Annotated in this window: 13 protein-coding genes; 5 read left to right on the top strand and 8 right to left on the bottom strand. The window is 39.0% G+C overall.

Features of this window, described 5'->3' with window-relative positions:
• Window positions 1-16: 16 nt before the first annotated feature.
• From EDD58_RS02030 to EDD58_RS02015, 4 genes are all read left to right on the top strand, one after another.
• On the top strand, window positions 17-628 hold the full coding sequence (locus EDD58_RS02030; RefSeq protein ID WP_131923167.1) for an RNA polymerase sigma factor: 612 nt from the start codon (window positions 17-19) through the stop codon (window positions 626-628).
• Window positions 579-1,391 carry a hypothetical protein gene (locus tag EDD58_RS02025; RefSeq protein WP_131923166.1) on the top strand — a complete coding sequence of 271 codons (813 nt, stop codon included), beginning with the start codon at window positions 579-581 and terminating at the stop codon, window positions 1,389-1,391. The genes EDD58_RS02030 and EDD58_RS02025 overlap by 50 nt, the downstream gene beginning before the upstream one ends.
• Window positions 1,392-1,398: 7 nt before the next feature.
• Window positions 1,399-2,268 carry an ATP-binding cassette domain-containing protein gene (locus EDD58_RS02020; protein ID WP_131923165.1) on the top strand — a complete coding sequence of 290 codons (870 nt, stop codon included), beginning with the start codon at window positions 1,399-1,401 and terminating at the stop codon, window positions 2,266-2,268.
• A gap of 190 nt (window positions 2,269-2,458) precedes the next feature.
• Window positions 2,459-3,142, top strand: coding sequence for a C40 family peptidase (locus EDD58_RS02015; protein ID WP_243648616.1), 684 nt, complete (start codon window positions 2,459-2,461; stop codon window positions 3,140-3,142).
• Window positions 3,143-3,216: 74 nt separating this feature from the next.
• On the opposite strand, the gene EDD58_RS02010 is transcribed toward EDD58_RS02015, so the two are convergent.
• The 5 genes from EDD58_RS02010 to EDD58_RS01990 are packed head-to-tail and all read right to left on the bottom strand — an operon-like array spanning window position 3,217 to window position 8,887.
• Window positions 3,217-3,690 carry a GNAT family N-acetyltransferase gene (locus EDD58_RS02010; RefSeq protein ID WP_165875749.1) on the bottom strand — a complete coding sequence of 158 codons (474 nt, stop codon included), beginning with the start codon at window positions 3,688-3,690 and terminating at the stop codon, window positions 3,217-3,219.
• A 20-nt stretch (window positions 3,691-3,710) separates the two neighbouring features.
• Window positions 3,711-4,922: a YheC/YheD family endospore coat-associated protein gene (locus tag EDD58_RS02005; protein WP_165875748.1), complete on the bottom strand. Its 1,212-nt coding sequence runs from the start codon at window positions 4,920-4,922 to the stop codon at window positions 3,711-3,713.
• A 14-nt stretch (window positions 4,923-4,936) separates the two neighbouring features.
• Window positions 4,937-6,319 (bottom strand): YheC/YheD family endospore coat-associated protein, encoded by a 1,383-nt coding sequence (locus EDD58_RS02000; RefSeq protein ID WP_165875747.1) that lies wholly within the window; start codon window positions 6,317-6,319, stop codon window positions 4,937-4,939.
• Window positions 6,320-6,329: 10 nt separating this feature from the next.
• Complete coding sequence (locus EDD58_RS01995) at window positions 6,330-7,439, bottom strand: YheC/YheD family endospore coat-associated protein (protein ID WP_131923160.1); 1,110 nt, start codon at window positions 7,437-7,439, stop codon at window positions 6,330-6,332.
• The gene (locus EDD58_RS01990; RefSeq protein ID WP_131923159.1) at window positions 7,436-8,887 is read right to left on the bottom strand and encodes a YheC/YheD family endospore coat-associated protein; all 1,452 of its coding nucleotides are present in this window, start codon (window positions 8,885-8,887) and stop codon (window positions 7,436-7,438) included. Before EDD58_RS01990 ends, EDD58_RS01995 begins: the two co-directional genes overlap by 4 nt.
• 211 nt (window positions 8,888-9,098) lie before the next feature.
• Between EDD58_RS01990 and EDD58_RS01985 the strand changes: the two genes are divergently transcribed.
• A complete protein-coding gene (locus EDD58_RS01985) occupies window positions 9,099-9,788 on the top strand; it encodes a metal-dependent hydrolase (protein ID WP_131923158.1) in 690 nt (229 codons plus the stop codon).
• Between the two features lie 125 nt (window positions 9,789-9,913).
• Here EDD58_RS01985 and EDD58_RS01980 read toward each other — a convergent pair whose 3' ends face one another.
• The 3 genes from EDD58_RS01980 to EDD58_RS01970 form a co-directional block, all read right to left on the bottom strand.
• The gene (locus EDD58_RS01980) at window positions 9,914-10,663 is read right to left on the bottom strand and encodes an arylamine N-acetyltransferase family protein (protein ID WP_131923157.1); all 750 of its coding nucleotides are present in this window, start codon (window positions 10,661-10,663) and stop codon (window positions 9,914-9,916) included.
• Window positions 10,664-10,900: 237 nt separating this feature from the next.
• A complete protein-coding gene (locus tag EDD58_RS01975) occupies window positions 10,901-11,104 on the bottom strand; it encodes a DUF4017 family protein (RefSeq protein ID WP_131923156.1) in 204 nt (67 codons plus the stop codon).
• Between the two features lie 725 nt (window positions 11,105-11,829).
• Complete coding sequence (locus tag EDD58_RS01970) at window positions 11,830-13,140, bottom strand: helix-turn-helix domain-containing protein (protein WP_165875746.1); 1,311 nt, start codon at window positions 13,138-13,140, stop codon at window positions 11,830-11,832.
• Window positions 13,141-13,269: the final 129 nt, after the last annotated feature.

Below are 13,269 nucleotides of genomic sequence, written 5' to 3'. Positions count from 1 at the left end.
AAAGGAGAAAGACTAGATGTTATCAGATGAACAATTAGTGGAGGCGATGGCTGAAGGCAACCAGGCGGCATTTGAAGCATTTGTACACCGCTATCATCGGTTGTTGGTGGGATCAGTGGAAAGAATGTTACAAGATCCCAATAAAGCGGAAGATGTAGTTCAAGAGGTTTTTATACGTTTGATTCGCCAACTTCAACAAGGAAAAATCCCTCATCGCGTGAAGCCTTGGATGTACCGAGTTGCTATAAATCTTTGTCGTGATTATTGGAAGAGTGCTAGTTATCGTTCTGAACAACAACGGCTGGACTTACCTGAACGGAGAGAACAGTCACCATCTGTAATTGAAATCTATGAACATCAAGAAACACGGAAAGAAGTGTTAAGCTCTTTAAGTAAGTTAACTCAAAGAGAGCGAGAGATCATCATCTTACGATTCTATCAAGAGTTAAAGTTACAAGAGATCGCAGAAGTACTCTCTTTAACTTTAAGTACAACTAAAACTCATTTATATAAGGCATTGAAAAAATTAAAAGTCGATTTAGTAGATCATAGTAAACAAAGAAAGGAGGAATCTAAAATTGAATCAACATTCCCCCGATTGGGAAGAAATCGAGGCGCTAGAAGATGAACTCCAGGATTCTCTTTCGCAATATCTAGTTAAACAACCAAGCTCTACAGATACAGCTCAGTTGATCAGTCAGTTGCAAGTACACTTTGATCCACTTCGTGAAAAGTCGATGAAGTCACAGCCAGTTTTTTCCCGCCCCCGTCCTAGTTTGCTTCAACTATGTCGTTTTCAATTAAATCTCTTTCAACCGTGGTTTTGGGTGGTCAGTCTTATTTTTTTAGCCATGACGATAATGATAGGTTTATTCTGGAACGGTTCACCACGACCCGAAGTAAATCTTTTATATAGTAGCTTGATCCCGCTTTTTTATCTAGGAGCGTTATTGGCTCATGAACGAATAGGGAATCAAGGGATGAGGATGATTGAATCGATCACTCCATTTCCTCCGATGCTCATTGTACTCAGTCGTATTTTCATTCTATTACTTTTAACATTGGTATTTGGTTTATTTACCATGGGGAATCTCGTTCTATGGGGTAGCACATTGTCAATAGGTGGATTCTTACTGAGTTGGTTGTCGATCGTGTTATTCATGACTGGTTTCTTAGCAATGATGCTTTTTTACAAGGGAGTACGGACTGCTTTATTATCAACGACTTTAAGTATAATTATCGTGTTTATGATTGAGCAATGGCTGATGAATTCAGTTATGATCCAAGAATGGCTCGTTTTCTTCCAATGGGGGTTGTTGGTAGTTGGGGTGATTCTAATCGGGATTTCTTATCGCCAAAGTAAAAAAATTTACCATATGCATTTGAGGTGAGACTCCATTGATTGTATGTAGGGAAGTGTGTCATTCGTTGGCCGATTCTACTTTTCAACTGAGGATTCAACAACTTCAATTTCAACAGGGGCTCACCTTAGTCGTGGGAAAAAATGGAGCGGGTAAATCAACGCTCCTTCGTTTATTAGCGACTGTTGAACCACCTAATGAAGGGGAAATGATTTATCAAGAAGGGGTCTTAGCACAACATTTGCCAGAGATCAGAAGCCAAATTGGATATCTACCTAGTGAATTAGAAGCCCCATTTGAAATGACGGGTTTGCAGTTTTTGAAATATATGGCTTTATTAAAAGGTATTTTTGATGATAGGGAGATTCAGCATTGGGTGGATAAGCTGGGCTTAGAAAAAATTCAACATCAAAAAATCGGTCGTTTATCGACAGGAAATCAGCAGATGTTAGGGATTTGCCAAGCTTTTTTAGGGTCACCACACTATCTTATGTTGGATGAACCTTTAACTCATCTTGATCTTTGGCAACAAAAAAAAGTAGTTGATGCATTAACGACTTATGCAGATAAACACCTAGTTGTGGTTGTGACTCATCAGCTTCAAGAGTGGGAGAAGATTGACCAGATTTTACAACTGAATCAAGGGCAAGTAGCATTTTACGGTTCTTCTTCCGAATGGACAAACGATTTGCCAGTCTATGTATGGGAGGGAATGATTTCTAATAAAATCCCTTCCTTGCAGTTACCTACAAAGCAAATCATTGCTTATAAAAAGGAAAGTGATGGGCTTCGAATGATGATATTCGCTTCAGAAAAACCCGTGGAAGGTTTTACCTTCATACCAACAACGATCGAATACGCCTATTTGATTCGAGCCTATCTACTAGGCGAAAACCCCAGTGGGTGACTGGGGTTTTCTGTTGTCAATAGGTTGAAAGATGATCTTTGTGACTTGTAGGTGAATATATCAATTCTATTTGGTGGAAGTTTTTACATAAAAGATAAAAGTTTTTTTATGTTACCATGTAACCATCTTGGACAGGCAGTCACAGACAAGCCATCCAAAATATAAAATTAGTTTTTTCAAGGAGGACATGATGCTTAGAACAAATAAGATCAAAAAGGTAACTATACTTGCTGCTACGTTGGCTGTCACTGTTATAATTCCAACCGGGTTAACTCATGCTTCACCCTTAAATTCTTCAGGAATGATAAACTCGATCTTTGATCGTGTAGGTCTTGAAAGAAACACATCTGTATCAAACAATCAAAACCAATCTACGAATGGACAACAAGTTCAACAAAAACCACCTGTTCAAGAAAATACAAAACCAGAATCTTCTACGAATACAAAACCAGAATCATCCAATAATTCACAACAAGTTAAACAAGCAAATACAAGTCTTGCCAATAAAATTATTCAAACTGGCGAGAAATATCTTGGAACCCCTTATCGATTTGGTTCTCCATCTGGAGTCACCAGTACATTTGATTGCTCTTCTTTTGTACAACATGTATATAAGAAAAATGGCATCAATTTACCTCGAAATTCCCGTCAACAATCAACAGTAGGAACCACAGTACCAAAATCCCAACTACAAAAAGGTGACCTCTTATTCTTTAAGACAAAGAAATCCAATGGTCGAGTCGCTCATGTAGGAATTTATGCAGGAAATAATAAAGTTCTTCATACATGGGGACCTGGTGGAGTTAAATATGATAGCTTAAGTACACCTTGGTTAAAACAAGGCTACCTTCATGCAAAACGTGTAATCAAATAATCATATAAACAAATAAAACCAGTCTCCGTCTTCTGTTGGAGCTGGTTTTATTTGTTTGTAGCATAACTCTTCCATTATTGACGTAGGAGCTTTTCCTCAAGATCCCGCCGACTCCAAGCTCCACCGCCTAACCAAAGGGTGGGTTTTTTAGTAGGTCCATAGGTAAGCTGAAAAGCAGTTAATCCGCAAGCGAAGCATAATTTAAGGCTAGGGGTATTATCACAAGCTACTCGAGTATATATTTTTCCAAGTCGATGTAGCGCATGCTGAAGGAGTGTCTCCCCGATTTTTTGCTTTCGATAGGAGGGATGGACAGCGATAAATGATTCATCGAGTCCATAGTTCCCTAAAACAATGAGACCTGTAATGATGTTTTTATCTAAGGTAGCGGCCACAATCATTCCTTCATTCCAAGATTCTTGGATTAATTGTTGAAACCACCGAATAGCTCGATGAGTGATACGACCATCCCCATGACGGCGTATAAATCTGATTAATTGCGGACGAACGCGCTTCATTTCATGAAAGGAGAGTGTTCGAATTTTCATGATCATACTTCCTTGATTTTTTAGTATCCACACAGAAAGCAGGCATATTCGATGATTCGGCGCAGAGAAAGGGAACGAATATGAGGTTCATCAAATTTCATCGGTTTTGCGTTCGCCTCGAAGAACCAACAATGTCCTTGAGGTTCAACTCCTAGATCCATTGACATTTCACCTAAAGGAGAGGATTGTTTATTGTCAATGGATTGAGCGAGTTGGAGCCCCATTTCTTCAACCTTCTTTAACATGTCATTTTTACGTTTACCGAACACAGATTGAAAGACCCGTTGAACATTCTCGATTCGTCCTCCCATAGGAACATGTGTAGAAATAGCTGATTTGCCAGCTACACGGATCCCTATACCCGTTAAAGCCCAAGATCCTTTTCGGTTTTTTTGTAAAAGTATTCGTACATCAAAAGGCTTGCCCTGATAAGTTGCTAAGGAGATACCTTGTTGGATTAGATAAGGTTGTTGTTTACATAATTGCTGAATAGTAGGCCACAGATCAGTGAAAGTAGTAAACTGTTTTTTTTCCTTTCTTTTTGCCGTTTGATGGATTAATTTTATTTCTTCAGGTTCTTGAGTAATCTGAATCATTCCTATTCCTGCTTTTCCATCAATCGGTTTTAAATAGAGAATGGGATAGCGAAACAGCATTTGCTTAAATGTTTGTGGTTGATCTAAGAGTGAGGTTTCAGGGAGATAAGAGTGGAGTTTTGTAGTATTTAAATCTTGATAGAGAGTCCATTTATCAAAAAAGCTTGGATTATAAAAGTGGAGATGGGGAATCTTCTTCAAGTTTTCGATGGTCTCTTGCATAGATGGTCTGCGTTCTTCAACTCGATTTGGAACTCGATTGTAGATCACAGGGGGTAAAGTGGTCAGCTTACGCACCCATTTTACTTTTGTAGAGTTCGATAGGAAATATCCATAGACCTGTTTGTAGTCGCTCGAAATACATTGAGGGGTAATGACAAACACGGGAACCCCCATTCGTTTACCAGTTCGGATAATATCGATAAAATTTTGGTGATTCCCACGAAAGGGATTTCCTCCATCTGCAGTTAAAATGCCTATTCGTGGTCGGGGAGAACCCCCATTGGTGGAATTTTGCTGAGTAATTCTGGCTGGACGTTTCGACTTTTGGGAATGTCTGTGAGTGACTTGGTTGGAAGCGAGATGGATATTCATCTCTGGAAATGAGTGGGTAGAGCTTTGAAATAGTGTATTCATCCAAGTACCTCCTTTCATAAAAAGTCAGCTAAGCTTAAGCTGTAATCAGTAATGTATTTAGCGGACTGGCGGCCTGCTTCACGCAAACTTGGATGGTGAAAGATATGTCGTCCCGGTTTTGCATTGATTTCGAATAGCCATACCTGTTTGTTGTGATCTACACCGATATCTAAACCCAATTCACCCAAAAGACCATCAATTTGTTGTTCGAGTACTTGTGCCATGAGGATGGACGAATGACTAATCGCTTCTTTCACTTCTGTAGCATCATCTTTAAAGACTTTCTTGAGAAGTTGATCTGTTGGAATAATAGAGCCACCTGTACGTATATGTGTAGTAATACTTCCATTTCCAGCTGCTTTTGAACCGATCGCGACGACTCTCCATTCCTTTTGGCTATCTTTATGCAGATGAACTCGGAAATCGACAGGTCTACCCCCATGCTTGATTAAACGAATCCCCTGTTGGGCTAAATATTTTTTGAACCGCTCTGATTGGATACTACCAAAGTAATGCTTAATGAGCTTTTCCAAGGAATAGAAACGGTGGAGAACATTTTTTTCGTTATTGTGGAAACGACAAAAATAACCCTCTTTTGGATGTTGGGTAATTCGGTAAATGCCCAATCCAAGACTTCCACCACTTGGTTTTAAATAAATCATCTGATGCTGATCCAGCATTTGTTGCAGTCTTGCAATCGTCGGAGATAAGTCTGTTTCAGGAATGTAGGATGCTGTCAAAGGATGGTTACTCAATAATTGGTGGATGGACCATTTGTTAAAGAATCCTTGATTAAAAATATAACAGGGTGTATTTTTCTTCAGTCGAGAAACCGTACTTTGTACACTAGCCAATTGTTCGGCTTTTCGGTTGGGGATTCGCTCATAAATGACATCAGGGAAAGGTGATTTTGCTTTGACCCAACGAAATTGGTTTCCTCCCATGTTTTTATAATACCAGGCCATAATCGTTTTACTTTGCCAATCCACCATTTCAGGTGTAAACACATAAATTAATGGATGTTCAGGTTCACCAGCTTGGATAAAGCTGCGGAACAACAAAGAGCGTTGCCCAAAAGGAGATGTTGAATTACCTGTAAATCCAGTGGTAAGAATTCCAATGACGGGACCAAACCGTAAGCATTTATTTTTAAGAGTTGCCCGGGTTTTTCCAACGAATGGAAGGTTTAATTGGCGTGCCATAGCAGGAGAAATGATGATTTTCTGATCTTTTGTTTTGACAGGAACGACCCGAGCGATCAGTGATTTATTTCCAGCTTTTACTTCGATGGATTGACTATCAGTACATCCCCATTGCTTCATTAATGGCTGGCTTAGCATGATCGCCTTATCTGGTGTACGAGTATAAAGTTTTACTTGACATATGATCGAATTCATACTTCCCCTCCTATGTTCCCATGAGCAGAGAACGAGCATATTGCATGGGAAGCTGAACTGCCCTTTGTCGAACTCCCAATTCGCCTGTCTTAATAAAAATGGTTCGTCCGGGCTTTGAGTTTACTTCAAGGATCCATACATTTGCTTCACGGTCAATGCCAACATCTATTCCCAGCTCAACCAATGGACCATGTTCTTTTTCAATAAATGGTGGGACATTCTTACTGATCCATGTAATTTTTTGCAAGATGTCGAATCGACTTTCTTGGGGAAAGTTTTTCTCTAGGAAAGGATGTAGCATGGCTGCTTCTCCTCCCCCATGTAAATTAGAAGTAATGGTGTGAGGTTGACCCATGCGTACGGCGATCCCTGTCGTTTCCCATTCTCTGCGATTGTTTTTCTGGACTAAAATACGAAGGTCAAAGGGTTTATGATCTAGAGTAGTTAATTGTAAAAAAGGTTGGATTAGATAGCGTGACCCTTGAGTGAATTGTCCGATCCACTGTTGCAATTTGGTGTTGGAGCGGACGAGGATTTTAAAGGATTGGTTGTTTTTTGAACGACCTTGAATCAAAAAACCTTTGGGAACTTTGGATATAGCAACGACCCCTCTACCATGACTCCCACCGTTGGGTTTTAATAGAACAGTTGTTTGATGATTAAGAATGTGACTAACATCTGAGGGCTTCTGATAACGGGTAGTTTCGGGTAAATAGGGGAGGATCTCTGGGTTCTTTTTTAAGATCTCAAAGGTCTGGTATTTTCCTTTTAAAGCCCGCCCAAGGAGTCGTGTGTTTGGATCATCGGCGATCCGTTGTACGAAGGGTTTCAGCTCTTGATAATGTTTTTGATCCAAATAGTAACATCGGTCATAGATCAGATAGGGAACGGGAAAAACATCTTTCTCCCAACTCCCTTTCTTATCAACTGTCCAACCAGGTACCTTTCGGTTAGACCAGCGAACCTCTTTGGGATTAAACACGATGATATCGATCCCCAATTCTTTTCCTACGATTGCTAGTTGGTGGAAATAAGATGCTTCTAAGAATGGAGGTCTCTTTTTGTGATTATGGTAACTAGTAATAATTCCTAAAAAATGTGGGTACTGTTGCTGGATCATTTGCTCTTCCTCCCCCGAGTTTTATATAAAATAGGAGTTGGTGTAGATGTAGGAGGAGAATGACTCTTTTGTTGATCCTTATGGAAGAGATAGGAAACGTAGTTCATTAATTGGGTGACAGATGGACGAATCAGGATTGTGGGACTAATGACTGAGTCATCAGTTTTTGAAGGTTTTGAATTGATTTCGATAAGCCAAATCTTCCCTGTTTGGTCGATGGCTAGGTCAATGCCCAATTCAGCATAATGTTGTCCTTCAGTTAACTTTTCAAAAGCATTACAAATATCTAATGCAGTTTTTCGTAGTTGTTGGACTGTTGGCTTGTTAGGAATGTTTTTGAGATCATTGAGCACATCATTAGCTTTTCGAACTGTTCCCCCACTAGCAAGATTAGAGACAATATGTTGGTCATTGGCAATCCGACCTACACTTGAGGTGATATGCCATCTACCATGTCTGTTTTTTTGCGCCAATACACGAAAGTCAACTTGTCGTTGATCATATCGAATCAATTGTAATCCCTGTTGAATGAGATAAGTTTGTTTGCCAATCCGTTTTTTTAACAATTGAGTGAGCTCTGTTAAATTCTTGGTGGTTCGAGTTAATGTTCCATTGGGTGTGGCTGATTGCATAATCCATTTCGCTGGAGCTTTTGTGATTCGGATGATTCCACTTCCCAGACTTCCGTTATTAGGTTTCACATAGAGGACAGGATGTTTTTTTACCATTTTCTTGAGATCAAGGATTGAAAAAGGAACTGTGTCAGGTAGCATCTTACTTACATATTCATCTTGAAGAAGAATTTTATGAACTTGGTATTTATTGAGAAATTTTTCATTAAAGATAGGAATGTGATACACGCGTTTGAGGTGATCCAACTTTTGCTGAAGTATTGCCTGTTGTTCAACTCTTCGTGATGTAATTCGATTGTAAATAACATCGGGGAACGGAATGATTTGTTGTACCCATTTCCCTTTTTCTTTCACCCAACAGCGAATGGATTGGGTATTGAGGTGAATGTGATCCGGTTCAAAAACAGCGATCCGAACACCTTGGGATTGCCCTGCTACTGCACATTCATCAAGGAATTTGGTCATGATTCCAAAGTTGTGATCTTGATTTCCCTTAATTTGAAGATCTGTATTGATTAAAACGCCAAGTAGAGGGCCCAATCGCAAACGGGGGAGATAGGGGTCAAAATGAGCATAGATGGAAGTTTGGTTGGTCATTAGTAAGTGAGAGGCTAATTGATTGCTCATGCGGATCAGACTGCTCTGATTAGAGTGAAGGGCAAGGACTCCCGTACTCGTAGCGGAGCCATAAGTAACCCAAAATGGTTGGGTACGAATCCCTAATTTTTGTGCTAGTGACTTACTCATCACCAGATTGACCTTCTCAGGAAAATGGCGTTCAGGTAATATTTGAATTTGAATTCGTGACCGCCCCATAATAATCCCCTTCCGCCAGAAATGCTACTTCATGGTATGTAGGCATGTTTGACTAGGTGATAAAAAAGGGCTAGGCAACAGCGGATTTGCGATGCTTCTAATTTTAACTTTTGGTATAATTGTCTCTAAGAATCGGAAAACATCGAAAGTATGTAAATGGTAACTAAGGACAATAGAGCTTGATTCTACCTATGATCTGGAGGTTTTAAAGATGAAAATTACATATCATGGTCATTCATGTTTTGAACTTAAACATAAAGGGACACGTCTGATCATTGACCCTTTTCTCTCTGGCAATCCTGTCGCTATCAGCAAACCAGAGGATATCAAAGTTGATTATATTCTTGTCACTCATGGTCATGGGGATCATGTCGGCGATACAGAGGAGATCGCAAAACAAAATGATGCAACAGTCATCGCTCCACACGAACTATCCGTTTGGCTAGGGGGGAGAGGTGTCTCTAAAGTCCATGGAATGGGAGTTGGAGGAGGTTATTCCTTTGACTTTGGGCATGTGAAAATGACACTTGCTTATCATGGAAGTGGCTATGAAGCAGAGGGGAATCAAATCGTTTACATGGGACATCCCGCAGGTTATTTGCTAACCATCGATGGCAAGACCATTTATCATGCAGGCGATACAGCTCTATTTTCTGATATGAAATGGATCAACTTAAATAAACCCATTGATTTGGCATTGCTTCCAATCGGAGATAATTACACCATGGGGCCTGAAGAAGCTCTACTTGCCGCTGAATGGTTACAAGCCAAACATGTTATTCCAATGCATTTTAATACGTTCCCACTGATCCGCCAAGATGGAAAGGCTTTTGTCCAAGCTGTACAGGAAAAAGGAATCAAAGGCACTTACATGAAAGTTGGAGAAAAGTTAACTTTCTAGTAATCAGAACAGGTGATCATGGTTCCAATCAAGACCGGAAGGAAACATAATAAGGCTCTTACTTTGTGTATATACCACAAGGTAGGAGCTTTTTTATAAGTGGACCGGCTGATTTAACACACTAGTTACAATGTGATCCCAAAAAGGTGCTGAAGCTCTTCGTGAAATTGTGACTCAGATAAGATGGGTGATTTTTGTTTTTGTTCGCCTCGAGTGATCGTCATAAAATCTTGAGTGAGTGTGACTCTACCCTCTGGGGTGGCGATCGTGCAGACCTTTCTCTGTGTAAAGGAAGATGCTGGAGATGTTTGGTGGTATTCACACATAGGGGTGAATGCTTGCAACTCATAGGGATGTGTAGTAAAGCGAAGTTCTGAAATCCAATCCCCCTCTATTTGTTTTTGTAAAACATATTCTTCTGGAACATGGTCCGAGATGACTCGATAACGACCACTGATGTCTTCTATTTCTTCCCCTGTCAACGGTAGTGGATGGCGACAACTATCACCAAAACCCACGTCTACCAAATAGGGTTGATCCAAATGAACCAACAAAGCTAAATGATCGAATTCTGGACCGAATGAACTGTCCTTTCTTCGTACACGTGCAGAGATCAGTGATGTAATAAAGCCACTTTCTCGAAGAAGCCAGTCGAACAACCCGTTCAATTCATAGCAAAAACCCCCACGACGTTGCCCAACGATTTTTTCATATAAATCAGGCAACGACAAACGAATCGGTCGTTGGAGGGAGATATCCAAGTTTTCAAATGGAACATGAAGCAAATGATTTTCTTGAAGGAGAGACAGTACTGATTGATCAGGACGCCCCACCGATTGGATCCCAATCAGGTTAAGATAGGTAGACACATTCATGGTGTTTAACTCCTTCCTTCATAATGAAAAACCTACTAGATTCAAAAGAATACCCTTTCATGGTTTAATTGTAATTCAATTGAAAACTCATTGACAATACAGTTGGAATTTTCAAGTTTTATGTTCCGGTGATTGAAGAAGATCATGAAGTCAGTTGGAAGAAAATTGAGGAATGTAAAATGAAGAAACTGATCGGTAAAATGTTGATACTTCACACTAAAGTAGGGGGTCCAGTTATTAGGAGCTCCCGATCTTATTTCTCGATATCTTCTTATTAATATAATATGAAATCAGAGTAACAATTAATAAAGTTGGTATAGCATAGATTTGCCCAACTAATAATTTCCAAACTATTGTATTATAACCTTCAGAACTAGGAACTAAGACTGCTATTACACAAACAATCAAATAGGCTAATAAAGACGGAAGCATTATCTTCATATTTTAACTCCTTCCCAACATCATTGTAACATTTTATTCCTTTTTTGATTTTCATTTGATTAGCTTTCTGGCTGAGGATCGCTTACTTGAACTTTTTGATTTGGAAGGAATGATAACATGGTGAACACCTCCCTAGATTCATCGTCCAACCCGATCTTGATGTAATTGTAATTCAGTCTCAAACAAATTTGCAACAGACTTTGAAAACTAAGTCCATATGTTCTCAATATTTATTCAACCCAAAACATACTCATAGTAAAATCGCCCAAGTTAAAGTAAATGGAAATGCATTTTTCCTCTGTAATGATGGGAACTCTGTTAACTTTATCCATGGTGGAGTGGTTGGTCCATTTATTAAATTAGTTCAAGCTGAGATGATTTATGCTTTATCGCAATTTCGTAATGTTCCGAATGATAGGGTAGCCCAGTTAACTGATGACTCTAAATCCTTTATATCCAATTTGTGGATTGAATATTTTGCTTCATCATAGAGAGTGTGTTTGACAAAACTTAACTGAGAACTAAGTGATAGAAAACTTAGAAGGGTGCTACAGATATCAAACCGTGTAGCACCCCTTTTCTCGCATATTGAATAATAAAACTAGTCTATCAATATGGACTAGTTTTATTTTGGTTTTCATTTGATTAGCTTTCTGGTGGAGGATCGCTGACATAAATTTGTTGATTTGGATGGAATGATATCATGATGAACACCTCCTTAAAATTCAAGGAATAATCCTTTCATGATGTAATTGTAATTCAATCTCAAACAAATTTGCAACAGACTTCGAAAATTCCACCTCATCAATCTGTTTCCAACATCTACTCAATTCAAATAAAGATTCATACTGTTGTTTCTTAAAGTCATGTCTTCTAGCTAGTTCCAAAGCTTTTTGGTAAGTCTGAACAGCTTCTGAATACTGCTCTCTCAATCGGTACCAATCGCCAAGTACGATTAGGGCGAGGACATGCCGTTTGGCATCATTGGTTTTGGCTCCTAGTCGAACCGCTTTATCCAAGGTTTGAAAAGCTTCTTCCCATTGTTCTTGCTTCATATACAATAGTCCCAACTGTGTATGAGGTCGGATAAATAGATACTCATTATCGATCTTGTTATCTAGTGCTAGGGCAGTAAGTAAACAATTTTCTGCTTCATCCAAATCATTGGTTCGCATATGAATCACACCGAGGATTGTCCATAATTCAAATATTCGCTCATGGAACCGGTTAATTCTTGCAATCTCAATCCCATCCGTTGCGATTTGGATCGCTTCTGTATACATTTTTTTATTCATTAAGATTTTTGCTTTTACTTCATGCATGTTGAGGATCACAAACAAATTTTTAATATCATTTAAATCTACCCAAAGTTCATCTAAGGTATTTAAGGCCTCATCATACCGCTCTAGATTTTCTAAATAAATTGCTTTACTAACCTTTAAAGAGTGGATTAAATAACTTCTCTCACCGTTCGATACAAATGAGTCAATTCCCTTCAAACAAGTGTGTAGAGCATTCTCCATCTCGTTTTGATAATAAAAAACTCTAGCCAATTCATAGTAGCATGCTGCTTTAATATTGGTCTTTGTCATGGTTGAAAATCTATCTATAGTACGAATCGCTTCTAAGAAAAGATTGTGTGCCGTTTCTAGGTCTTTTTCTGCAATCTGATGATAACGGCCTAATAAATAAAGTTTAGTACAGTGACTAGGAGATGACGGGCTAATCGTAAGTGAATTTAGTCTTTTTAATACTTCATCAGGATTAGAAACTAATAAGCTTTGAACTGAATGTAAGATTGAATCTACCTTTTGGGCCTCTTTCCGAGACTCGTTAACCAGATTCGGTAAATCTTCTAGCTCTACATTTAGTTTCTCCGCATAATAAGTGACTTTGTTGGGGTTCACATTGGGAAGCCCTCTTTCAATATTGCTAATGGTAGAGGTCGAAATGTGACCATCTGCTAAGTCCTCCATCTTCTTACGTAAATCTTTTCTACGTTTTCGAAGAAGCTGACCAATTGTGATTAAATCCATGATCGTCATTCCTTTCCCTTAGTTCATGTTTTTTGTAAAAATGTTATAAGAAAAAATATCTGTATAGTCAGATAACGATTTATTTAGGCATATCTTATAATCTGATCTTAGAAAAGTCCATAATAAAAT

It is taken from the genome of Hazenella coriacea (genome assembly GCF_004341825.1).
In the GTDB taxonomy this organism is placed as follows: domain Bacteria; phylum Bacillota; class Bacilli; order Thermoactinomycetales; family Thermoactinomycetaceae; genus Hazenella; species Hazenella coriacea.
Note: the sequence above shows the minus strand (reverse complement) of the source record. Positions and strands in the feature narration are given on the sequence as shown.

Bases quoted from the DNA above. Each gene is read 5' to 3' on its own strand.
- EDD58_RS02015 (WP_243648616.1), top strand. From the start codon at position 2,459: ATGCTTAGAACAAATAAGATCAAAAAGGTAACTATACTTGCTGCTACG.
- EDD58_RS01995 (WP_131923160.1), bottom strand. From the start codon at position 7,439: ATGATCCAGCAACAGTACCCACATTTTTTAGGAATTATTACTAGTTAC.
- EDD58_RS01990 (WP_131923159.1), bottom strand. From the start codon at position 8,887: ATGGGGCGGTCACGAATTCAAATTCAAATATTACCTGAACGCCATTTT.
- EDD58_RS01985 (WP_131923158.1), top strand. From the start codon at position 9,099: ATGAAAATTACATATCATGGTCATTCATGTTTTGAACTTAAACATAAA.
- EDD58_RS02030 (WP_131923167.1), top strand. From the start codon at position 17: ATGTTATCAGATGAACAATTAGTGGAGGCGATGGCTGAAGGCAACCAG.
- EDD58_RS01970 (WP_165875746.1), bottom strand. From the start codon at position 13,140: ATGGATTTAATCACAATTGGTCAGCTTCTTCGAAAACGTAGAAAAGAT.
- EDD58_RS01975 (WP_131923156.1), bottom strand. From the start codon at position 11,104: ATGAAGATAATGCTTCCGTCTTTATTAGCCTATTTGATTGTTTGTGTA.
- EDD58_RS01980 (WP_131923157.1), bottom strand. From the start codon at position 10,663: ATGAATGTGTCTACCTATCTTAACCTGATTGGGATCCAATCGGTGGGG.
- EDD58_RS02010 (WP_165875749.1), bottom strand. From the start codon at position 3,690: ATGAAAATTCGAACACTCTCCTTTCATGAAATGAAGCGCGTTCGTCCG.
- EDD58_RS02005 (WP_165875748.1), bottom strand. From the start codon at position 4,922: ATGAATACACTATTTCAAAGCTCTACCCACTCATTTCCAGAGATGAAT.
- EDD58_RS02000 (WP_165875747.1), bottom strand. From the start codon at position 6,319: ATGAATTCGATCATATGTCAAGTAAAACTTTATACTCGTACACCAGAT.